Source organism: Rhizobium sp. SRDI943, from assembly GCF_057653695.1.
The window spans coordinates 1,059,340-1,080,982 of sequence record NZ_CM172787.1 but is presented as its reverse complement, the minus strand read 5'-3'; the positions used below and the strand labels follow the sequence as shown (position 1 = coordinate 1,080,982).

Genomic DNA, 21,643 nt, shown 5'->3' with positions numbered 1-21,643 from the left:
ATAATTTGTGAATCAATCCATGCGTTTTTCGCATGGCTGCATCCCGTCGTGACGCATTGCGGAATCTATGCTGCATTGCAATATCAGCTGTGTCTTGGGAGGAATCACAGGAACCAAGGCCATGAACAAACGTTTTCGTCCTATCCATAGCGGGTTTGAAACCCTTCGCCTCGCCGGCGACCAGGTTCGTTCTACTCAAGGCTACAGCCGTTTCGGCTTTGCCACGAACGAACAGATGATTGCCCGCGGCACCGGCATCAACAGCCGTACGGCGCGCCCGAACGCCATTTTTTCGGACTTCCAGCAATATTAAGCGGCAGGCCCTGCGCCTGCCCTTTCGTGTCAAGAGTACCCAACATGTCGAGCCTGATATCACTTCTGCGCAACATCGAAACCTTCGAGCACATCCGCGTCGCGGTCTGCGCCGCGCGGGAATATGAGCGCGAGCTCACGGTCAAGCCGGCCGATGCCGGAACTCGCAATGGCGCAGGCACAGCGGCGATCGTTCTCTGATCAAACGGCCATTTCCTCGATCTGGGCTTTCGCCCATTCGAAGGCTTCGTCGACATAGGCGAACTTGACGGCTTGCCAGGCGCAATATTCCTCGACGAAATCCCGCGATATCCAAAGGTGCGTCTTGCGCGGCTCGTCATACCAGCCGACGCAGCCGCGTTGCGCCGCTTTTGCAAGCAGCCGCTGCAGGTGCGTGCGCGACATCATGAAATCGGCAGCAAGAGCCCGGGTTTCGACACGGCCGACGGACAGCCGCCCCGGCTCGCTGCTTTCCATATCCATCCGGCCGATGAAGTTGTCGACGACGAGGCCGCCGGCTTCCGTCCAGAGGAACAACGCCACCTGCTCCGGCGGTTCGCGCCAGGCGGCATCTTCGATGCAATGGCGGGCAATGCGCGGCTGAATGAGCCGCATCAGTGATGGATTTGCCTGGAGAAAGGCGGCCCTTTGACCGCCGTCGAGCAGGTCGAGCGCGGCGAGATTGGAGAAAAGCCAGGCAAACATTCCCTGATGGCTGACGTCGGCCGGTTCGAAATGACGTGGCCGCCGCCGCTCGTCGCCGGGCGTGTGGGTTATGAAGCGGTAGGTATAGAGTTCTTCGATGAAGGCGAGCACGGTGTTGCGGCTCGCCACCTTGTGCGCGGTAATGCGCCCGGTCAGCCGCACGGCGGTGAAACCCGACGTCGGGTCGCGCGGATCATATTCCAGGTTGAGGGCATACGCAGTCTGGGTCAGAAGCCAGCGTTGATGGGAAGCGAGCAATCGCGCCAGCCGCGGACCGGCATCGAACATGCCGCGCATCTGCCCAGCCAAAAAGCGAATGCTCATCAGAAAGGAAGAGTTCCCCACCAATTGCTCCGCTGTGAATGCCATTATGCTTTTCTCCACCTCCGCTCGCCGGCCAGCGTTCGGAGCAACGACACCCGAGAGCTCCTCCGGCATCAGCGGCCATTCAGACATGCACAGCTTGGAATAAATGATACTCTCTCATGTTCAACAATCATATTCCACAGGCCGACGGTATCCCAAGAATTCACCATTCTTTTCACTCTTTGAGCGCAATCCTCAACCCACTGCAATCGGCGCGTTAAAACCTTGATAACATGCACTTGCAGGTCTCAGGCTTGCGGCGTCGTGGCCTTGCGCGCCTCTCTTTGCTCGATGCCCAGTTGGTGCTCGCGATAGATGATGAAGATGCCGGCGGCGACGACGATGACGGTGCCGATCAGCATGGTCACGCTCGGCACGTCGCCGAAGACGAAGTAGGCGACGATGCCGCCGAGCAGGATCGAGGTATATTCGAACGGTGCGATGGTGGAGACGTCGGCATGGCGGTAACTTTCCGTCAGCAGGATCTGCGCGACGCCGCCGCAAAAGCCGGCGGCGATCAGATAGAGCGCCGTCGGCCATGGCAGGATGAGCCAGCCAAAGGGAAGAGAAGCCAGCGAGAAGACCGAGGCGGTGATCGAGAAATACAGCACGATCGTCGCAGTCTTCTCTTCCTCGACGAGCCGGCGCACCTGGATCATCGCCACGCCGCCGAGAACGGCCGAGAACAACACGCAGAGCGCACCGACGGCCTGGTCTGCTTCCATGCCGCCGTCGCGAAACAGCGTGAGTTTCGGCCAGGAAACGATGGCGACGCCGACGATGCCGACCAGGACGGCGCTCCAGCGATAGATGCGCACGGTCTCGCCGAGAAAAACGGCAGCGAAGATGACGGCGACGAGCGGCAGCGCATAGCCGAGCGCGATCGCCTCGGGCAGCGGCAGATGCAGGAGGCCGTAGAAACCGAAAGCCATCGACAAGATGCCGATCGTGCCGCGCTTCAGATGACCGATTGGATTGGCGGTGTAGAAGGCGGCGCGCAGCTGCCTGTTATAGGCCAGATAGGCCATGATCGGGAAGAGCGCGAAGAACGACCTGCAGAAGGTGACCTGACCCGGCGGGATGTCTGAGCCCGCCAGCTTGATGAAGGTCTGCATGGCCAGGAAGACCACGACCGACGAGACTTTCAGCGCAATGCCTCTCATCGGGTTTCTGAGAACCGAGTGCATGATCCTGGCTCTTGATACTGACTTAACCGGAACGGGGAGACGCGTTCGACTCGGGAACGCAGCAGGTGACGTCATCCATCGTAGCGAAAGAAAAACCCGATTGGCGAAAAAACCGCAAGCAACATGGCAGAATCGCAGAATCGCCGTCAGCCGCGGGATGAACCGTGCTGCATACGCGTCACTGCGCTGAAATTTCCCTATTTGAGTCATTCACCCCCAAAATGTTCATCTCCCGGCGTTCGGCGTTAACCAATTGAAAACCATAGGCAAGCATCGTTTTTTATCGCTGATCTCGAAATTTTCTTCACCGCACAAACAATTGCCCGCTCCTTTCAGGATCCCATTTGATGAAGCCGCTTAGCGCCGAAACCATCGCCCAGTCGCAGAATGCGACCCCGCGCTCCATGCGCGTCGTCACCGACGGCATCAGCACCGACCTCGAGCGCTTCAGCGCCGACAACACCCATATCGTCAAGCAGATCAAGCTGCTGGCGATCAATGCGCTGATCGAGGCGGCCAGAGCCGGCGAGACCGGAAAGGGCTTCGCGGTCGTTGCCAACGAGGTGCAGCGGCTGGCGCAGATCGCGACCGACATTACCGGCAGGTTTGAAAGCAACGTGCTTGGCCGCATCGGCCTCAGCCGCGCCATGGCCGATTCGCTGGTCGAGGAGATGGAGGGCGTTCGCCTCACCGATCTGGCGCAGACGCTGGTGCAGCTCATCGTCCGCAATCTCTTCGAGCGTACGGCCGATGTGCGCTGGTGGGCGACGGATCCGGCGCTCTGGCAGGCGCTGCAGAACCCGGCCCGTGAGACTGTCGCCTTTGCGGCGGAGCGTCTCGGCGCCATCAACCGCTTCTACACCGTCTATCTCGATCTCGTCATGACCGATCTCTCGGGCAAGGTGATCGCCTCCGCCAATCCCAAGTTCCAGCGCAAGATCGCAGGCACGAGCCTTGCCGGCGATCCGTGGTTCCGCGCGGCGTCGGTCTGCTCCTCCGGCGACGCGTATATTGTCGACGACGTCAAAGCGAGCCCGCTGCACGACAACAGGCATGCGCTCGTCTATGCCACAGGCATCCGCGAAGAGGGCAAGCTCGACGGGCGGCTGGTCGGCACACTCGGCGTCTATTTCGACTGGCAGAACCAGGGCCAGGCGATCGTCGAGAAAGAGGCCAACCTGCCGCCGCAGCTGGCGGAAAGAACGACGGTCATGCTGCTCGACGGCAAGAGCCGGGTGATCGCCACCACCAATCCCGCCTTGCTCTTTTCCCATTTCGCGCTCGCCAATCCGTCCGGCCAGGCGAAAGGCAGCTACTACGACAATAACGGCTCAATCGTCGCCTTCGCACGCACCCTCGGCTATGAGGATTACGACGGGCTCGGCTGGTACGGCGTCGTCGTGCAGCAGACGGAAAACGACGCGACGATCAAGGCCGCGCTCAATCTGAAGTAGAGACTTTCTCCCCTCAGCTGCGTTCATTCGTTTCCAATAAGATATTTTGCCCGCGAACTTGGTGTTCGCGGGCAATTTGCTTTAAGTTTAGTTCAGACTTTAATGTAATCATCCCCGGCAAAATTTATGGCAGAGTGCGCCCGCCTCTGTATTCCGCGGTTATCAAATAACGGTCTTCAGGAAACACCATGCGAACAGATACCGGCCAGGTCATTCATCTGGCAGATTACCGTCCCACCGACTTCGTGCTGGAACGTGTGGACCTGACCTTCGAACTCGACCCGACGGAGACAAAGGTCGAGGCGCGTCTGATCTTTCATCGTCGCCCGGGCGCCGATCCGGCAGCGCCGATCGTTCTCGACGGCGACGAACTGACGCTGTCGGGGCTGCTGCTCGACCAGGTGGAGCTGGACCCTTCGCGTTACGACGCAGCACCGGAAAGCCTGACGGTGCGCGACCTGCCGGAGAGCGCGCCCTTCGAACTGACGATCACCACCGTCATCAACCCTGAGGCCAACACCAAGCTGATGGGCCTTTACCGCACCGGCGGCATCTACTGCACGCAGTGCGAGGCGGAGGGTTTCCGCCGCATCACCTATTTCCCCGACCGGCCCGACGTGCTTGCGCCGTTCACGGTCAACATCATCGCCGACAAGGACGCCAACCCGCTGCTTTTGTCGAACGGCAACTTCCTCGGCGGCGCCGGCTACGGCCCCGGCAAACATTTCGCCGCCTGGTTCGATCCGCATCCGAAGCCGAGCTATCTCTTCGCGCTCGTCGCTGGCGATCTCGGCGTTGTCGAAGACACGTTCACGACCATGTCCGGTCGCGAGGTGGTGCTGAAGATCTATGTCGAGCACGGCAAGGAGCCGCGCGCAGCCTATGCCATGGACGCGCTGAAACGCTCGATGAAGTGGGACGAAGAGAGGTTCGGCCGCGAATACGATCTCGACATCTTCATGATCGTCGCCGTCTCCGATTTCAACATGGGCGCGATGGAGAACAAGGGCCTCAACGTCTTCAACGACAAATACGTGCTTGCCGATCCCGAGATCGCCACCGATGCCGACTATGCCAATATCGAGACGATCATCGCGCATGAATATTTTCACAACTGGACCGGCAACCGCATCACCTGCCGCGACTGGTTCCAGCTGTGCCTCAAGGAAGGCCTGACGGTCTATCGAGACCACGAATTCTCTTCCGACCAGCGCTCGCGCGCCGTCAAGCGCATCGCCGAAGTGCGCCACCTGAAATCGGAGCAGTTCCCGGAAGATAGCGGCCCGCTCGCCCATCCGGTGCGGCCGACGACATATCGCGAGATCAACAATTTCTACACGACGACCGTCTACGAAAAGGGCAGCGAAGTCACGCGCATGATCGCGACGTTGCTCGGCAAGGACGGCTTCAAGAAGGGCATGGACCTCTATTTCGACCGCCATGACGGTGAGGCCGTGACGATCGAGGATTTCGTCAAATGCTTCGAGGATGCAAGCGGGCGCGACCTCGCGCAATTTTCGCTCTGGTACCATCAGGCCGGCACGCCGCTCGTCACCGCATCGGGCAGCTATGATGCGGCAGCCGGCAGCTTCACCCTGTCGCTCGAACAGATGATCCCTGCAACGCCCGGCCAGCCGAGCAAGGAGCCGATGCATATTCCGCTCAGCCTCGCGCTGTTTGGCGAAAACGGCGGCAAGATCGAGCCGACCTCGGTCGACGGCGCGGAATATGCCGGCGAGGTGCTGCATCTCACCGGCCGCACGCAGACGGCCGTGTTCCATGGCGTTGGCTCGCGGCCGGTCGTTTCGATCAACCGCAGCTTCTCGGCGCCGATCAACCTGCATTTCGATCAGAGCCCGGCCGATCTTGCCCATCTCGCCCGCCATGAGACCGATCATTTTGCCCGCTGGCAGGCATTGACCGATCTGGCGCTGCCGAACCTGCTGAAAGCGGCACGCGACGCCCGCGAGGGCAAGCCTGTGATCTGCGAGACGACCTTCGTCGAGACGCTGATTGCCGCCGCTGCCGACGAGAGCCTCGAGCCCGCCTTCCGCGCCCAGGCGCTGGCTCTGCCGAGCGAATCCGATATCGCCCGTGAACTCGGCGGCAACAATGACCCCGATGCCATCCATGCCGGCCGGCAGGCGGTCCTGAAACAGATCGCCGATGCCGGAAAGGATGTCTTTGCCGGCCTCTACGCAGCGATGACGACATCAGGCGATTTCAACCCGGATGCGAAGAGCGCCGGCCTGCGGGCGCTGCGCAATAGCGCCCTCACCTACCTCTCGCATGCCGAAGAGACGCCGACCCGCGCCAAGGCCGCCTTCGATGCGGCCAACAATATGACCGATCTCAGCCATGCGCTGACCATCCTCGCCCATCGTTTTCCCGACAGCGCGGAGACGAGCGAGGCGCTCGCCACCTTCCGTGACCGCTTCGCGGAAAATGCGCTCGTCATCGACAAATGGTTCGCGATCCAGGCCGGCATTCCGGGCGCAAAAACCCTGGGACGGGTCCGCGCGCTGATGGACGATCCGCTCTTCAAGCACACCAATCCGAACCGGATGCGGTCGCTGGTCGGCACCTTCGCCTTTGCCAACCCCACCGGATTCGGCCGCGCCGATGGCGAAGGCTATCACTTCCTCTCGGATCAGATTCTCGATATCGACGGGCGCAACCCGCAGCTTGCCGCCCGCATTCTCACCTCGATGCGCTCCTGGCGCTCGCTCGAACCCGTGCGTGCCGATCACGCCCGCTCGGCGCTGATCGAGATCGAGCGAGCCACCGATCTTTCGACCGACGTGCGCGACATCGTCGAGCGCACGCTTAAGGGGTAATTTGATTCGACCGGCCATCAGGAGAAATTCGGCGGCCGGTCGCCCAGCACCTCGAATCATCTGGAAAAACCCGAAATTATAAATAGTTAACGGATTTTTACCTTTGCCTCTGGACAAGGCGAATCACCCATGATTCTCTAGGTCAGGTTCGAGCGAGCGGCGCGCGAATCACATGAGGGACAAGGCGAAGAGATGATGGACGTGCGGCGGGCAACCGTGGCCGGAGGACGGCTGCGTGTCGATTTTGACGGGCTCAATGCCTGGCGCGACAGCCTTTCGGGCCATGCGACATCGGAACCACTTCTGCGTTATCTGCCGAAGGCCGAGCTGGTCTTGAAGCGGGCCATCCCGGCGCTGATCGTCGCCTTCCTCTCCGTCGTCGCCGCCTCGCATTTCTTCGGCATGATGAGCGAATATGGGCGGCTGGAGGCCTCGGCGCGCCATGCCACCGCACTTTCGGCGGCGACCGCCTCTGCGGTGTTTGCCGATGCGTCCGACATCTTTGACAGCGGCGATATCACCGGGGCGCAGGCCCGCCTCGCCAAATACCTGCCGCAGGACCGGCTGGACAGCGGCGCTTTCGTGCTGCTCGTGCAGGCAAGCGGCAAGGTTTTTGCCGCGACCACCGCCGGGCTTTCGCATGTTGGCAGCAATGTCGGCGACTTCTTCCCCGAGGTCTCGGCGATCCGCCGCTTCGGCGATCGCGCCGGCGTCATCGAAACGACGATCGGCGGCGTGCCGCACTATGCCGAGATCACGCTGATGGGCAATGCCGGCGGTTATATCGTCGCCGCCACCTCGCTCGACGAGATCGGCCGGCTCTGGCGTGAGGAACTGGCGCTCAACGTGACGCTGTTTGCCGGCATCTCCTCTATCCTGCTCGTCATCCTCTATGCCTATTATACGCAGGTGAAGCGCGCTCGCGACGCCGACGACATCTTCCTGGAATCGAACCTGCGCGTCGAGACGGCGCTGTCGCGCGGCCGTTGCGGCCTCTGGGACTTCGATTTCGAGAACCGCGAATTCTTCTGGTCGCGCTCGATGTACGACATGCTCGGCCTGCCGGGTTCCGACAAGACGATGGGTTTCGGCGAAGCCGCCCGACTGATGCATCCCGATGACGGCGGGCTCTACGAGATCGCGCGCGCCATCGGCAAGGGCGCTTCCGGCCAGGTCGATCAGATCTTCCGCATGCGCCATGCCGGCGGCCACTATGTCTGGATGCGGGCGCGTGCCCAGGTGATCCGCAGCAATTCCGGCCGTATGCACCTGATCGGCATCGCCATGGACGTGACCGAACAGCATCGGCTCGCCCAGCGCTACGCAGAAGCCGACCAGCGCCTGGCCGACGCCATCGAATGCACCTCGGAAGCCTTCGTGCTCTGGGACAAGAACGATCGGCTGGTCATGTGCAACACGCATTTCCAGCAGGCCTATGGCCTGCCGGACAGCGTGCTCGTGCCCGGCACCGAGCGTTCGACCGTCAATGCCGCCGCCGCCCGGCCTGTCATCGAGCGGCGGATTTCCGATGCCGACGGCTCCGGCTATTCGCGCACGACGGAGGTGCAGCTTGCCGACGAGCGCTGGCTGCAGATCAACGAGCGGCGCACCCGCGACGGCGGCAGGGTTTCGGTCGGAACCGACATCACACTGATGAAACGCCACCAGGAGCGGCTGCGCGAATCCGAGCGCCGGCTGATGGCGACGATCGGCGATCTGTCCGCCTCGCGCCAGACGCTGGAGATCCAGAAATCCGAGCTTTCGACGGCCAACTCCAACTACCAGGCGGAGAAAGAACGCGCCGAGGCCGCCAACAAGGCGAAATCGGAATTCCTGGCCAACATGTCGCATGAGCTGCGCACGCCGCTCAACGCCATCCTCGGCTTCTCGGAAATCCTGCAGAACCAGATGTTCGGTCCGCTCGGCTCGCTGAAATACGACGAATATGCCCGCGATATCCATGACAGCGGCAAACATCTGCTCAACGTCATCAACGACATTCTCGACATGTCGAAGATCGAAGCCGGCCATGTCAGGCTGCATTGCGAGCGCATCGATCTTGTGCCGCTGATCGAGGAAAGCCTGCGCTTCACCGCCATGCCCGCTGCTGAAAAGAACATCGTCATCGAACAGCGCATCTGCTCCGGCCTGACGCTGATGGCCGACCGCCGGGCGATGAAACAGGTGCTGCTCAACCTGCTCTCCAATGCGGTGAAGTTCACCGACAATGGCGGCCGCATCGCGGTGCGCACCCGCCGCGTCGACGGCGCCGTCGTCGTCACCATCGCCGACACCGGCATCGGCATTCCACGCTCGGCGCTGTCGAAGATCGGCCAGCCCTTCGAGCAGGTGCAGAGCCAGTATGCCAAAAGCAAGGGCGGCTCAGGCCTCGGGCTCGCCATCTCGCGCTCCCTGACCTCGCTGCATGGCGGCCGCATGAAGATCCGCTCACGCGAAGCGGTCGGCACCGTGATCTCGCTGCGCATTCCGGATGATATCTAGAGCCGACCTCATTTAGCCGGCCGATGCGGCGGTGAAAACCGCCAGCTGAGCGGCGAAAGCACGCTTATATGCCGGCCGCGCCTCGGCCCGGGCGACATAGGCGGAGAGGTTCGAATATTCCTCCAGTATGGCAGATCCTTTCAACCTGAGCAGCACCGACACCATCAGCAGGTCGCCGGCGCTGAACGCACCATCGAGCCAGTCGGCATCGCCAAGACGGTGGGAGAGGCCGATCAGCCGTTTGCGGATGCTGTCCTCGAGGGCAGAAAGGCGGTGATCGTACCAAGGCTTGTCGCGCTCGAGGATCATGACGAGAGCGCGGTCGAAGATCGGTGGTTCCACCGTGTTGAGCGCGGCAAACATCCATGTGAGCGCGCGCGCCCGGGCATTCACATCGTCCGGCAGCAGGCCCGCATGGCGCTCGCCGATATGGAAGACGATGGCGCCGGACTCGAACAAAGTGAGATCGCCTTCCTCATAGGTCGGGATCTGCCCGAATGGCTGCAGCGCCAGATGCGCGGGCTCCTTCATCTCTTTGAACGAAACAAGACGAACGTCGTAAGGTTGGCCCACTTCTTCGAGCGCCCAGCGAACGCGCATGTCACGGGCCAGGCCCCTGCCGCGATCGGGCGACCGTTCAAAGGCGGTAATGGTAATCGTCATTCGTGTTCTCCATAGCTTTGCCCTGAAGACGACTGGCTAACCGAGAATCCGACAGGCGATGCTCGAGATAATCCTCACGGTCGTTCCATCTGGTGTGAGATCAGGCTTTCACGACAGTCAGGAATATTTTCCGAACCGCTTTCGAAAGCCGCTTCATCTCCGCTTCCAGCGTCCTGATGTCAGGGCAGTCGCCAGCGCGGCAGACGAGTTCGACGAGACCCGCCGGCGCCTCCTTCGGATCGAACAGGCCATCAATGCAGAGGCGGATCAGTTGCGAAAGGCCGGTATAAAGCGTGAAGGCCTCGAGACATATGTCGAGATCGGACGTTGCCATCAGCCGGTCACCAAGCACTTTCAGGGCCTCGCCAGTGCTCACCCCATTGACGGCAATGCCGACGCCCTTGGTCGGTGCGATCAGTGCAAGATACTGGGCGATGAATTCGAGATCGATGACGCCGCCGGGAATGAGCTTCAGGTCCCACGGACCGGAGGGCGGCTTTTCCTTGTCGATCAGTCCGCGCATCTCGGTGACATCATGCGCCACCTTAGCAATATCGCGATCGGCCGACAGCACCTCGCGAACGATCAGTTCCGCCTCGGCGATCAGGCTCTCATTGCCGCAGATCAGCCGGGCGCGGCTGAGCGCCATATGTTCCCAGGTCCATGCCTCAGCGCGCTGATACTTGCCGAAGGCATTGATGCGGGTGGCGACGGGCCCCTTGTTGCCGGATGGGCGCAGCCGCATGTCGACCTCGTAGAGCACACCTTCGGCGGTCGGCGCCGACAAGGCGGCCATCAGTCTCTGGGTGATGCGGGTGAAGTAACGCGTCGCGTCGAGCGGCTTCGGCCCGTCGGATTCGGAAGCCGAATCGTCATAATCATAGAGCAGGATCAGATCGATGTCGGAACCGGCCGTCAGCTCGAAACTGCCGAGCTTGCCCATGCCGGCGACCGCGATGCGCCCGCCGGGATAGTCGCCGTGTGCTGCCCGCATCTCGCCGACCACGGCATCGAGTGCCGCCGCAATGATGAGGTCGGCGAGATGGGTGAAGGCGCGTGCAGCCATCACGCCGTTGATCGCGCCGGTGAGCAGGCGGATGCCGATCAGGAAGCGCTGCTCGGCGGCGAAGATGCGCAGCCGGTCGAGCACCTCTTCATAGTGGCGCGCCTGGGCAAGCGAGCCCTTCAGCCGCTCGCCGAGATAATCGCGCGTCGGCAGCTCGGCCATCAGGCCGGGATCGAGCATGCCGTCGAAGACATGCGGCTTGGCGGCGATCACCTCGGCAAGCCGGGGTGCCGAGGACATGATGTTGACGATCAGCGACAGCAGCGCCGGGTTGCTGCCGAGCAGCGAGAACAGCTGGATGCCGGAGGGAAGGCCCGAGATGAAGCTGTCGAAGCGCAACAGCGCCTCGTCGGCGCGCTTGCTTTCGCCGAAGACCCGCAGGAGCTGAGGCGCCAGCTCCGTCAGCCTTTCACGCGCCTCGACCGATTGCGTCGCCCGGTAGCGGCCATAGTGCCAGGTGCGGATGATGCGCGAAATATCCGACGGCCTGGTAAAACCGAGTTTCTTCAGCGTCTCCAGCGTATCCGGGTCGTCGCCCTGGCCGGTGAAGACGAGATTTCCGGTGTCTGTGGAAAGCCTGCTCTCCTGTTCGAAGAGGTGGGCATAACGCCGCTCGACCGTCTTCAGCACGCCGACCAGCCGTTCGGAGAAGCTCGGCGTGTCGGAAAAGCCCATCATGAAGGCGATGCGCTTCAAATCGGCATCCGTCTCCGGCAGCAGGTGAGTTTGCTCGTCGCGCACCATCTGGATGCGATGCTCGACATCGCGCAGGAACCAGTAGGCCTCGATCAGCTCGTCGCGGGTTTCAGCGTCGATCCATTTCGCTTTGGTGAGTTCACCGAGCGTCTCCTCCGTCGCCCGGCCACGCAAGGCCGGCATGCGGCCGCCGGCGATCAGCTGCTGCGTCTGGACGAAGAATTCGATCTCGCGAATACCGCCGCGGCCGAGCTTGACGTTGTGGCCTTTGACGGCGATCGCACCGTGGCCCTTATGCGCGTGGATCTGCCGCTTGATCGAATGGATATCGGCAATCGCCGCGTAATCGAGATATTTGCGGAAGACGAAAGGGGCGAGCCCGCGCAGGAAATCACTGCCCGCGGTCAAGTCGCCGGCAACGGCGCGCGCCTTGATGAAAGCCGCCCGTTCCCAGTTCTGACCCCTGCCCTCGTAATAAATCATCGCCGCATCGACCGGGATCGCCAGCGGCGTCGAACCCGGATCAGGGCGCAATCTGAGATCGGTGCGGAAGACGTAGCCGTCGGCTGTCCGCTCCTGCAGGATGCGCACCAGCCGCCGCATCATCCTGGGGAAGATCTCGATCGCGTCATCCGGGTCGGGGACGATTCCCGCCTGTTCGTCGAACACGACGACGAGGTCGATATCGGAGGAATAGTTGAGTTCGGACGCGCCGAGTTTGCCCATGCCGAGCACGATCAGCCCGGAGCCGTCGCTCGGCGCCGCCACACCCCGCAGCCGCAGCTTTCCGCCCTCATGCGCCGAAAGCAGCAAATGGTCGATCGCGGCGGCAACCGAAGCTTCGGCAAGCTCGCTCAGCCAGGCCGTCGTCGCCCGGCCGTCGAAGATGCGTGCAAGATCGGCGAGCGCGACCAGGAAGGCCACCTTGCGCTTGATGATGCGCAGCCTGCTCATTACCACGGATTCCGCGGGCGCTGCCCCCTCGCCGTCCGGTTGCCAGCAGCGCCGCGCCTCGGCGACCAGCGCCTCGATCTGCGGCTCCAGCGGTTGGGTGATGGCACCAGCGAGGATGGCGGGATCGAGATTGACGATTTCGCGCAGATAAGGCGACAGCGTCAGCACGGCCGCGATGAAATCGCGAAGCGGCCCTTCCGTCTTCAGCATCGCAGCCACGGAAGGCTCGCTCCCGCCGGCCTCCTGAAGGTCGGCCAGCGCCAGCTTCAACTCCGTCTGGTTCAGCGGACGCAGCAGCCCTTCGGCCACATCCTTCAGACCATGCGTCGATTTCGTCAGCATGCGCTCTCCTGCTTTAGCACCTAAAGCGCATCACGATCTTTCGGATTCGCTCCTTGCGCTTTCAGCCTTTGTTTTACGCATGCCGTTATCGCAAAACCGCTGCACAGTTTTGCGCGACATGCTCGAGGGAAACGACCACGCAGAATCTCGGGAACGCCTCCTTCGATCGGCATTAAACTAGGGTCTTGGTGGAAAACCGCCAATACGCGATTCAGCCGATCATCGATCTCGGCAATCAGGCAGCCTTGGCGGGGAAGATCATGCTGACCGTCAATCCGCGCTTTTCGGGTTTGTCGGGATCGGTGTCGGAGAGTTCCAACCGGCCATTGTGCAGCTCCATCACCGCTTCCACCAGCGAAAGCCCGAGCCCCGTTCCCGGCTTCGACCGGCTTTCATCGAGGCGGACGAAGCGCTTCACCACGTCGTCGCGCCTGTCGGCCGGAACGCCCGGCCCGTGGTCGGCGACCGAAAGGCAGATGCCATCCGGGCGGCGGGCGAGCTTCAGCGTTACCTTGCCCGCCCCTTCCGTATCGGAAGAATATTTGATGGCATTGTCGAGCAGGTTGAAGATCGCCTGGCCGATCAGCTCGCGATTGCCCTGCACCTCGACATCGGGTTCGATGCTGGAGCTCAAGCCAAGCCCCGCCTCCTCCGCCGCCGGTTCGTAAAGCTCGGCGCTATCGGAGACGATGGCCGAAAGCTCCACCGGCGACATCTCGGCGGCGACCGATCCGGCCTCGACGCGGGAGATCATCAACAGCGCGTTGAAGGTGCGGATCAGTTGGTCGGATTCGGAAATGATGCCTTCGAGCGCGGTGCGCCGCGTCTCGCCATCGGCGATATCGAGCGCATCGGCCGCCTTGTTGCGCAACCGCGTCAACGGCGTCTTGAGATCGTGAGCGATGTTGTCGGAGACCTGCCGCAGGCCCTCGTTCAGCTTCTCGATGCGCTCCAGCATGGTATTCAAAGACATCGACAAGCGGTCGAATTCATCGCCGGATCCGCCCACCGGCAGGCGCTGCGACAGGTCGCCGGCCATGATCTTCTTGCTGGCATCCGACATGCGGTCGATGCGTTTCAGCGCGTTGCGGCCGATGCCGAACCAGATGATGATGGCGCCGAGCCCCATGATCGCCAAGGCCACCATCAGCGCCTGGCGCACCAGCAGACGGAAACGCTCGGGGTCGCCGAGGTCGCGGCCGATCAGGATTCTGAGGCCATTGTCGAGCACGAAGATATTGGCAATCGCCTTGTGGCGGCGCTCGACGCCGCTGTCGGTATAACGCTGGTAGCCGAAGGGCGCGGAGGTCCAGCCGATCTCCTCGAAGACACCCGGCTGCACCGACGCGACGTTGCCGGCGAGAATATCGCCCGAAGGACCGGCGATGATGTAGAGGTTGGCGCCCGGCTGGCGGGCACGCCGCTCCATCGTGCGCAGGAGAAGGTTCATGCCGCCGGTGTCATAGGCGCGTTGCACCTGTTCCACCTCCTGCCTGACGGCATCGCGGATCTGGCCCGTCAGCAGCCGTTCCGACATTGCCGTCACATAGAAGACGAGCGTCGCGGCGCAGATGGCGAAAAGCAGGATGTAGAGTGCCGAAAGGCGGACTGCGGTGGACTTGAAGAGAACCTTGAAACGGCTCATCCCTCATCCTTGATCATATACCCCGCGCCGCGAATGGTCTTCAGGAGCGGCTGGCTGTAGTCCTTCTCGATCTTCGAGCGCAGGCGCGAGACATGGACGTCGATGACGTTGGTCTGCGGGTCGAAGTGATAGTCCCAGACATTTTCGAGCAGCATGGTGCGGGTCACCACCTGGCCGGCATTCTTCATCAGATATTCGAGCAGGCGGAATTCGCGCGGCTGCAGCGGGATCTCCTTGCCGCCGCGGCGCACCTCATGGGAGAGCCGGTCGAGTTCGAGATCGCCGACGCGATAAACGACGTCCTGATCCGGCGTGCCCTTGCGGCGGCCGAGCACCTCGACGCGCGCCAGCAATTCGCTGAAGGCATAAGGCTTCGGCAGATAATCGTCGCCGCCGGCACGAAGCCCGGTGACGCGGTCATCGACCTGGCCGAGCGCGGAGAGGATGAGGACCGGCGTATGGATCGCCTTGCGGCGCAATTCGCTGATGACCGAGAGCCCGTCCCGGCGCGGCAGCATGCGGTCGATGACGATGACGTCGTAGGTATTTTCCGACCCCATGAACAGGCCGCTCTCGCCGTCGCTGGCGTGATCGGCGACGATGCCCGCCTCGCGAAAGGCTTTCGTGAGGTAGACCGCGGCTTCGAGATCATCTTCGATGATGAGAATCTTCATGCGGCCGACATTACCCACCGGCTGCGTTTCGGCAAGGCTCAAAGCATCTTCCTGCGGGGCGGCGCTCATCGCGATCATCCTTCAAAGGTCAGAAGAATCCAGCCGCGCGGACTCTCGTCCGCACGGCTCCAGTTTTCTTGAAGATCAGCCCTGGCCGTTGATCGGAAGCGCTACGAAGCGGCTCCCCTCACTGGACTGGATCTGGAAGAGAGCGCGGGTGCGCCCGTCCTTCTTGGCTTGGTTCAGCACCTTGACGATGTCGTCGGCGCTGGAGACCTCCTGGTTGTTGACCGAGGTGATCTTCTCACCTTCCTTAATGCCCTTGTCGGCGGCATCGGAGTTCGGGTCGATGTCTGTTATCGCCAGGCCCTTGCCGTCGTCAGACGGGCCGACCGTCAGGCCGAGATCGGCAAGCGCCTTCTCGGAAGCCGGTGCCTCAGGCTGCTGCGGCTGGCTGTTGTCATCGGCAGACGCATCCTTCTGGTCGATCGGCAACGTGCCGAGTTCGACGGTGAGAGGCTGGGCCTTGCCGGCGCGCCAGACCGAAAGCTCAACCTTGCTGCCCGGCTGCATCGCACCGATACGGCGGCTGAGATCACGGGCATCCTTGATCGTCTCCCCATTCAGCGCGGTGACGACGTCGCCGGCCTTCATGCCGGCCTTGTCACCCGGCGACCCGGCCTGCGGGGCAACGACCAGGGCGCCGCTCGGCTCGGAAAGGCCGATGGATTCGGCGATGTCCTTGGTTACCGGCTGGATCTGGACACCCAGCCAGCCGCGCGAAACCTGGCCGTCCTTCATCAGATCGGCGACGACGTCCTTGGCGGTCGAGGCGGGAATGGCGAAGGCGATGCCGACGCTGCCGCCCGACGGCGAGAAGATCGCGGTATTGATGCCGACGACTTCGCCGCTGAGGTTGAAGGTCGGACCGCCGGAGTTGCCGCGGTTCACGGCGGCATCCACCTGCAGATAATCGTCATAAGGACCGGAACCGATATCGCGGCCGCGAGCTGAGACGATGCCGGCTGTAACCGTGCCGCCGAGACCGAAGGGATTGCCGACGGCAACGACCCAGTCACCGACGCGGACATTGTTGTCGTCGGCCCAGTTGACGTAGGTGAACTTCTTGCCCTTGCCGTCGACCTTCAGCACAGCGAGATCCGTGCGCGGATCCTTGCCGATCAGCTTGGCATCGAGTTCGGTGCCGTCTTTCATGACGGCGACGAAGGCCTGACCATCGGAAACGACGTGATTGTTGGTGACGATGTAGCCGTCCTCAGAGATGAAGAAGCCGGAGCCCTGGGCGACGGGGCGGAGGCGACCCTTGCCGCCCGGACCATTCGGGCCACCATTCGGTCCGTTCTGGCCGAAGCGCCTGGAATGGCCCTGCTGATCATTCGGATCCTGGCCGAACTGCTTGAAGAACCGCTTCAGCGGATGATCGTCGGGTAGGTCGTCGAAGCCGCGGCCGTTGAAATCGAAGGAGAAGCCGTCATTGTTGTTGTCGGAGACGGGATTGACGCGATTTTCGACCCGGACGGAAACGACGGCCGGCGAAACGGCGTCGACGACATTGGCGAAGCTCGGAACGGCGGGCGCCTGAACCTTGACAGCTTCGGCATAAGACCGGGTGATTTCGAGCGGAACGCCGGTTGCGAGCACAGCGGCTGCGATACCGGCAACGGTAGAAGCCTTGAGCACAGTGGCGAGGGACGGACGTCCGTTGAAATTCTTGAGCATTGGAGCACCTTCTCTTGTTCTTAGTTCTCAGAGCCGGCGATGCCGGATCAGTCGATGAGTAAAGATATAGGACGCCGCACCTTACTGCGAACTGTCCGGCCAATGAAAAGTTGGTAATGTTTGCAAGGTTTGGCAAACGGCCGAACGTGCCGCGGGCTTCTCTGGGCGGCCTGGACGCGGTCGGAAATGCTCGTCTACCGGCTCAGCCCGGTCGGTTATTTCTTCAGCAGCTCGCTCAGCCGCGCCTGCTCGTCTGCCGTCAGCTTGCTGCCGGTCGGCTTGCCCGCCCTCTTGCGCGCAAAGACCAGCAGCGACAGCCCGCCGGCGAGCACCAGCAGTACCGGTGCGCCCCAGAGCAGCACCGTCTTCATGCTGACACGCGGCTTCAAGAGCACGAACTCGCCGTAGCGCGAGACGATATAGTTCAGCACCGCCTCGTCGCTGTCGCCATCGGTGATGCGCTCGCGCACCAGCAGGCGCAGGTCCTTGGCCAGATCGGCGTTGGAATCGTCGATCGACTGGTTCTGGCAGACCATGCAGCGCAGTTCCGCCGAAAGTGTGCGGGCCCGCGCCTCGAGCGCCGGATCGGCCAGCACCTCGTCCGGATTGACGGCGAAGGCGGGGGCCGCCATCAGCAGCAAAGCAAAAGCCAGGAGCAGACGCCGCATCATTCCGCCGGCTCCATTTTGGGAGCTGCCGGCCTTGCCGGCTTCGCCTTGCGGCGCGGCGCGCCGACACGCAGGCGGCGGTCGCTGAGCGAGACCAGGCCGCCGAAGGCCATAAACACCGCTCCGCCCCAGATGCAGAGAATAAACGGCTTCCACCAGATGCGCACGACAATGCCGCCGTCCTTGGTTGCGTCACCCAGGGAAACATAGAGCTGGCTGAGCCCGAAGGTCAGGATGCCCGCCTCCGTCGTCGGCATCTGCCGAGCAGTGTAGAGGCGCTTGGCCGACCAGGTATCGGCAACCGCGACACCGGCGCGCCGGACGGTGAAGTGGCCGCGGTCCTCGGTATAGTTCGGCCCGGTCGCCGGCTGCATGCCGTCGAAATGCAGACTGTAACCGCCGGCCTCGGTCACCTCACCGGGCTTCATCTCGATGACATACTCGCTCTCGAACGTCGTCACCGCAACGATGCCGAGCACGGTGACGCCGAGCCCGGCATGGGCAAGGGCCGTGCCGAAGGCCGACCGCGGCAGGCCGGAAAGCCGGCGCCAGGCGAGACGGCCTGCGACCTTGCCGATGCCGGCGCGGTACCAGAGATCGGCGATAGCACCGAGGATCAGGAACAGCCCGGCAGCGAGGCCGAGCACCGAAAGCACCGGCCCGCCATGTTGAATGTAGAAGAAGACCACCGCGGCAAGGAAGGCCAGACCTGCGACGACATAGAGCCGCTGCAGGGCGCCAAGCAGATCGCCGCGCTTCCAGGCAAGCATCGGCCCGAAGGGCACGATGACGACCAGCGGCGCCATCAGCAGGCCGAAGGTCAGGTTGAAGAAGGGCGCCCCGACGGAAATCTTGTCGCGGGTCAGCGTTTCCAGCAGCAGCGGATAGAGCGTACCTGTGAGCACCGTGCCGCAGGCGACCGTCAGGATGAGATTGTTGACGACGAGCGCGCCCTCGCGCGAAATCGGCGCAAACAGCCCGCCGGCCGACAGCTTCGGCGCGCGGAAGGCGAAGAGCGACAGCGCCCCGCCGATGAAGATCAGCAGGATGCAGAGAATGAAGACGCCGCGGGAGGGATCGCTGGCAAAGGCATGCACCGAGGTCAGCACGCCGGAGCGCACCAGGAAGGTGCCCATCAGCGACAGCGAGAAGGTGAGGATGGCGAGCAGCACCGTCCAGATCTTCAGCGCCTCGCGCTTCTCCATGACAAGCGCCGAATGCAGCAGTGCGGTGCCCGCTAGCCACGGCATGAAGGAGGCATTTTCCACCGGGTCCCAGAACCACCAGCCGCCCCAGCCGAGCTCGTAATAGGCCCAGTAGGAGCCCATGGCGATGCCAAGCGTCAGAAAGGTCCAGGCGGCCAGCGTCCAGGGCCGCACCCAGCGTGCCCAGGCGGCGTCGATGCGCCCTTCCAGCAGGGCCGCAACCGCAAAGGAAAAGCAGACGGAGAAGCCGACATAACCGAGATAGAGCAGCGGCGGATGGATCGCGAGGCCGACATCCTGAAGAACCGGGTTGAGATCGCGGCCCTCGGCCGGCGCCGGATCGAGACGGAGGAAGGGATTGGAGGTCAGCAGGATGAACAGCGTGAAGGCGACCGAAATCCAGGCTTGCACGGCCAATACGTTGGCTTTCAGCGTCTCCGGCAGATTGCGGCCGAAGATGGCGACCAGCGCGCTGAACAGCGTCAGGATCAACAGCCAGAGCATCATCGATCCCTCGTGATTGCCCCAGACGCCGGAATATTTATAGAGCAGCGGCACCAGCGAATGCGAATTCTCCCAGACGTTCTCGACCGAGAAATCCGAGACGACATGGGCATAAGTCAACACACCGAAGGAGAAGGCCACGAGCGCAAACATCGCCAGCGAGCCGATCGTCGCCACATCCATCATCGCCCGGTCGTGACGGCGGGCTCCGATCACCGGCACGATGGAGAGGATGAGCGCCGTGGCCAGCGCCAGCACCAGCGCGTAATGGCCGATCTCGATGATCATGGCGTCGCCTTCACTTCCTGGCCCTGAGCTTCTTTCCCTTGAGCTTCCTGGCCTTGGCCTTCCTTCCACAGTCCCTGGGATTTGAGCCTGTCGGCCACATCCTTCGGCATGTAGGTCTCGTCATGCTTGGCAAGCACGGTGTCGGCGACGAAGACGTTCGTTCCAGCGGCAAACATGCCTTCGGTGACGACGCCCTGGCCCTCGCGGAAGAGATCGGGAAGGATGCCGGTATATTTGACCTTCACGGCATTGGTGCTGCCGTCGGTGACGGCAAACTCCACCGTCGAACCGGTGCCGCGCACGACACTGCCCTCACCGACCAGGCCGCCGAGGCGGATGCGGGTTTCCGGCGCCACCGGCGTCTTGGCGAGATCGGCCGGCATGTAGAAATAGGCGACCGACTGGCTGAAGGCGAACATCACCAGCAGCACGGCGGCGAGGATGAAGCCCATGCCGCCCGCAATCACCGCCAGGCGCTTCTGCTTGCGTGTCATTGCGTCGCTCCCTCCGTGGCTATGCCGAGTTCCCTAGCAAGCGCCAGCAATTGCCTGCCCTGTTCGCCGGGCGGCGGAAAGGCCGCAAGCCCACGCTTCAAGGCGCCGGCGGCGCGATCTTTGTCGTTTAATACGGCGTAAGAGCGGACGAGCCGCATCCATCCCTCGAAATTGTTCGGATCCTCGCTGAGCTTGGCGTCGAGGCTCTCGACCATGCCGCGGATCATCTGCTGCTGGTTGCCGGCGCTCATAGTCTCGGCCGCCGCCACATCTTGCTGCGTGGGATTGCCGGGGGCAGCCGGACCGGCGCCCGGGGCAGCCGGATCGGCGCCCGGGGCAGCCGGATCGGTCCCGGCCGGCGCGCCGCCGTTCATGGCGATATGCTGGTTGACCAGCGGCAGCCAGGGCGCATCTGATGGCGATTGTTTTGCCAGCGCCTCGAAGGCCTGGCGCGCCTCGTTCGGCCGTCCCGCCTGCTCCACGCTGAGGGCGATGTAGAAGCGGGCACGCGGATTGTCAGGTTCGAGCGTCAGCGATTGTTCCAGCACCTGCCGCGCCTCCTCCGTCACCACGCCGTCGGAGACCGCCATCAGCGTCTCGGCAAGGCCATCGAGCCGGACCGGGCTCGGGCCGAGAAGCCGGATGGCATTGCGATAGGCCAGTTGCGCATCGTTGACGCGCATCGTGCGGAAATAGATCGGCGCCAGCACGTCCCAGCCCTTGCCGTCATCGGGCTTCTCAGCCAGGTGCCGTTCCGCCTTGGCGATCAGCACCGCCACGTCGTTGCCAGGATTTTCCAGCCGCGCTTCGAGCGGCTGCGAGGGCAGGTCCGGCCTGCCCGTCGTCAAATAAAGACAGAGCCCGAGAGCCGGCAGGACCAGGAGAACGAAGGCTTCGGTGAAACGGTGATGCCGGGTGGGTTTCGGCGTTTGCGCCGGCTCGTCGGCAGAGACGGCGATCAGCCGCCGGCCGATTTCCGCCCTCGCATAATCAGCCTCCTCCCGGGTGATCAGCCCGCCATCGAGATCCCGGTCGAGTTCGCGCAACTGGTCGCGATAGACCGCCGCCTCGCCCGCACGGATATTATCCGCCGCCTTCGCTCCGCGCAGAAGGGGGTAGAGCAGGATAACGACGAGGGCTGCCGTCAAAGCGGCAACGAGAATCCAGAACAGCATGTCGCCCAAATACGTGAAGCGCGCCTTCATTCCAACTGCCAAAGCCGGAATGACGAAGATTTGAGGCTAGCGCATAACCCCGAGAATCGGAATCGATTTTCGGAAAGGATTATGCGCCATTTAAAGTGATAGAGCGTCCTTAGCGTGTCCTGTCGGACGCGCGGCG

At 62.7% G+C, this 21,643-nt stretch carries 16 protein-coding genes; 5 read left to right on the top strand and 11 right to left on the bottom strand.

The window, feature by feature from the left end; genetic code table 11:
- The first annotated feature begins 121 nt into the window (after positions 1-121).
- Together AC245Y_RS05505 and AC245Y_RS05500 are read left to right on the top strand one after the other, a co-directional pair.
- A complete protein-coding gene (locus AC245Y_RS05505; RefSeq protein WP_003546802.1) occupies positions 122-313 on the top strand; it encodes a hypothetical protein in 192 nt (63 codons plus the stop codon).
- Positions 314-357: 44 nt separating this feature from the next.
- Complete coding sequence (locus AC245Y_RS05500; protein WP_012756727.1) at positions 358-513, top strand: hypothetical protein; 156 nt, start codon at positions 358-360, stop codon at positions 511-513.
- On the opposite strand, the gene AC245Y_RS05495 is transcribed toward AC245Y_RS05500, so the two are convergent.
- Together AC245Y_RS05495 and AC245Y_RS05490 are read right to left on the bottom strand one after the other, a co-directional pair.
- A complete protein-coding gene (locus tag AC245Y_RS05495; protein ID WP_012756726.1) occupies positions 514-1,386 on the bottom strand; it encodes a hypothetical protein in 873 nt (290 codons plus the stop codon). It abuts the gene before it with no gap.
- A gap of 245 nt (positions 1,387-1,631) precedes the next feature.
- Positions 1,632-2,570 (bottom strand): DMT family transporter, encoded by a 939-nt coding sequence (locus tag AC245Y_RS05490; protein ID WP_012756725.1) that lies wholly within the window; start codon positions 2,568-2,570, stop codon positions 1,632-1,634.
- A 347-nt stretch (positions 2,571-2,917) separates the two neighbouring features.
- On the opposite strand from AC245Y_RS05490, the gene AC245Y_RS05485 reads away from it, so the two are divergent.
- The 3 genes from AC245Y_RS05485 to AC245Y_RS05475 all read left to right on the top strand — a co-directional run bounded on the left by AC245Y_RS05485 (position 2,918) and on the right by AC245Y_RS05475 (position 9,363).
- Positions 2,918-4,024 carry a methyl-accepting chemotaxis protein gene (locus AC245Y_RS05485; RefSeq protein ID WP_032996269.1) on the top strand — a complete coding sequence of 369 codons (1,107 nt, stop codon included), beginning with the start codon at positions 2,918-2,920 and terminating at the stop codon, positions 4,022-4,024.
- Between the two features lie 188 nt (positions 4,025-4,212).
- Positions 4,213-6,861, top strand: coding sequence for an aminopeptidase N (pepN, locus tag AC245Y_RS05480; RefSeq protein ID WP_017993458.1), 2,649 nt, complete (start codon positions 4,213-4,215; stop codon positions 6,859-6,861).
- Positions 6,862-7,053: 192 nt separating this feature from the next.
- On the top strand, positions 7,054-9,363 hold the full coding sequence (locus tag AC245Y_RS05475) for a PAS domain-containing sensor histidine kinase (protein WP_012756722.1): 2,310 nt from the start codon (positions 7,054-7,056) through the stop codon (positions 9,361-9,363).
- A 12-nt stretch (positions 9,364-9,375) separates the two neighbouring features.
- Here AC245Y_RS05475 and AC245Y_RS05470 read toward each other — a convergent pair whose 3' ends face one another.
- From AC245Y_RS05470 to ccmI, 9 genes are all read right to left on the bottom strand, one after another.
- Positions 9,376-10,026 carry a glutathione S-transferase family protein gene (locus tag AC245Y_RS05470; RefSeq protein ID WP_017993457.1) on the bottom strand — a complete coding sequence of 217 codons (651 nt, stop codon included), beginning with the start codon at positions 10,024-10,026 and terminating at the stop codon, positions 9,376-9,378.
- 100 nt (positions 10,027-10,126) lie between these two features.
- Positions 10,127-13,084 carry a bifunctional [glutamine synthetase] adenylyltransferase/[glutamine synthetase]-adenylyl-L-tyrosine phosphorylase gene (locus tag AC245Y_RS05465; RefSeq protein ID WP_017993456.1) on the bottom strand — a complete coding sequence of 986 codons (2,958 nt, stop codon included), beginning with the start codon at positions 13,082-13,084 and terminating at the stop codon, positions 10,127-10,129.
- 235 nt (positions 13,085-13,319) lie between these two features.
- Positions 13,320-14,729, bottom strand: a complete 1,410-nt coding sequence (locus tag AC245Y_RS05460; protein WP_017993455.1) for a sensor histidine kinase — start codon at positions 14,727-14,729, stop codon at positions 13,320-13,322.
- Positions 14,726-15,481: a response regulator transcription factor gene (locus AC245Y_RS05455; RefSeq protein WP_017993454.1), complete on the bottom strand. Its 756-nt coding sequence runs from the start codon at positions 15,479-15,481 to the stop codon at positions 14,726-14,728. The genes AC245Y_RS05460 and AC245Y_RS05455 overlap by 4 nt, the downstream gene beginning before the upstream one ends.
- A 66-nt stretch (positions 15,482-15,547) precedes the next feature.
- Positions 15,548-17,143 carry a Do family serine endopeptidase gene (locus AC245Y_RS05450; RefSeq protein ID WP_017993453.1) on the bottom strand — a complete coding sequence of 532 codons (1,596 nt, stop codon included), beginning with the start codon at positions 17,141-17,143 and terminating at the stop codon, positions 15,548-15,550.
- Between the two features lie 215 nt (positions 17,144-17,358).
- Entirely contained in the window at positions 17,359-17,814 is a 456-nt protein-coding gene (locus tag AC245Y_RS05445; protein ID WP_012756717.1) for a cytochrome c-type biogenesis protein, read from the bottom strand.
- Positions 17,811-19,808 carry a heme lyase CcmF/NrfE family subunit gene (locus AC245Y_RS05440; RefSeq protein WP_017993452.1) on the bottom strand — a complete coding sequence of 666 codons (1,998 nt, stop codon included), beginning with the start codon at positions 19,806-19,808 and terminating at the stop codon, positions 17,811-17,813. Before AC245Y_RS05440 ends, AC245Y_RS05445 begins: the two co-directional genes overlap by 4 nt.
- The gene (gene ccmE / locus AC245Y_RS05435) at positions 19,805-20,302 is read right to left on the bottom strand and encodes a cytochrome c maturation protein CcmE (RefSeq protein ID WP_012756715.1); all 498 of its coding nucleotides are present in this window, start codon (positions 20,300-20,302) and stop codon (positions 19,805-19,807) included. The genes AC245Y_RS05440 and ccmE overlap by 4 nt, the downstream gene beginning before the upstream one ends.
- Positions 20,299-21,477 (bottom strand): c-type cytochrome biogenesis protein CcmI, encoded by a 1,179-nt coding sequence (gene ccmI / locus AC245Y_RS05430; RefSeq protein WP_432431642.1) that lies wholly within the window; start codon positions 21,475-21,477, stop codon positions 20,299-20,301. Before ccmI ends, ccmE begins: the two co-directional genes overlap by 4 nt.
- Positions 21,478-21,643 lie beyond the last annotated feature (166 nt).

What these genes read in the sequence shown, in the direction of transcription:
- AC245Y_RS05460 (WP_017993455.1), bottom strand. Translation starts at nt 14,729, where the DNA reads ATGAGCCGTTTCAAGGTTCTCTTCAAGTCCACCGCAGTCCGCCTTTCG.
- AC245Y_RS05485 (WP_032996269.1), top strand. Translation starts at nt 2,918, where the DNA reads ATGAAGCCGCTTAGCGCCGAAACCATCGCCCAGTCGCAGAATGCGACC.
- AC245Y_RS05495 (WP_012756726.1), bottom strand. Translation starts at nt 1,386, where the DNA reads ATGGCATTCACAGCGGAGCAATTGGTGGGGAACTCTTCCTTTCTGATG.
- AC245Y_RS05450 (WP_017993453.1), bottom strand. Translation starts at nt 17,143, where the DNA reads ATGCTCAAGAATTTCAACGGACGTCCGTCCCTCGCCACTGTGCTCAAG.
- pepN (WP_017993458.1), top strand. Translation starts at nt 4,213, where the DNA reads ATGCGAACAGATACCGGCCAGGTCATTCATCTGGCAGATTACCGTCCC.
- AC245Y_RS05490 (WP_012756725.1), bottom strand. Translation starts at nt 2,570, where the DNA reads ATGCACTCGGTTCTCAGAAACCCGATGAGAGGCATTGCGCTGAAAGTC.
- AC245Y_RS05470 (WP_017993457.1), bottom strand. Translation starts at nt 10,026, where the DNA reads ATGACGATTACCATTACCGCCTTTGAACGGTCGCCCGATCGCGGCAGG.
- AC245Y_RS05465 (WP_017993456.1), bottom strand. Translation starts at nt 13,084, where the DNA reads ATGCTGACGAAATCGACGCATGGTCTGAAGGATGTGGCCGAAGGGCTG.
- AC245Y_RS05440 (WP_017993452.1), bottom strand. Translation starts at nt 19,808, where the DNA reads ATGATCATCGAGATCGGCCATTACGCGCTGGTGCTGGCGCTGGCCACG.
- AC245Y_RS05445 (WP_012756717.1), bottom strand. Translation starts at nt 17,814, where the DNA reads ATGATGCGGCGTCTGCTCCTGGCTTTTGCTTTGCTGCTGATGGCGGCC.
- AC245Y_RS05505 (WP_003546802.1), top strand. Translation starts at nt 122, where the DNA reads ATGAACAAACGTTTTCGTCCTATCCATAGCGGGTTTGAAACCCTTCGC.
- ccmE (WP_012756715.1), bottom strand. Translation starts at nt 20,302, where the DNA reads ATGACACGCAAGCAGAAGCGCCTGGCGGTGATTGCGGGCGGCATGGGC.
- AC245Y_RS05455 (WP_017993454.1), bottom strand. Translation starts at nt 15,481, where the DNA reads ATGATCGCGATGAGCGCCGCCCCGCAGGAAGATGCTTTGAGCCTTGCC.
- AC245Y_RS05475 (WP_012756722.1), top strand. Translation starts at nt 7,054, where the DNA reads ATGATGGACGTGCGGCGGGCAACCGTGGCCGGAGGACGGCTGCGTGTC.
- ccmI (WP_432431642.1), bottom strand. Translation starts at nt 21,477, where the DNA reads ATGCTGTTCTGGATTCTCGTTGCCGCTTTGACGGCAGCCCTCGTCGTT.
- AC245Y_RS05500 (WP_012756727.1), top strand. Translation starts at nt 358, where the DNA reads ATGTCGAGCCTGATATCACTTCTGCGCAACATCGAAACCTTCGAGCAC.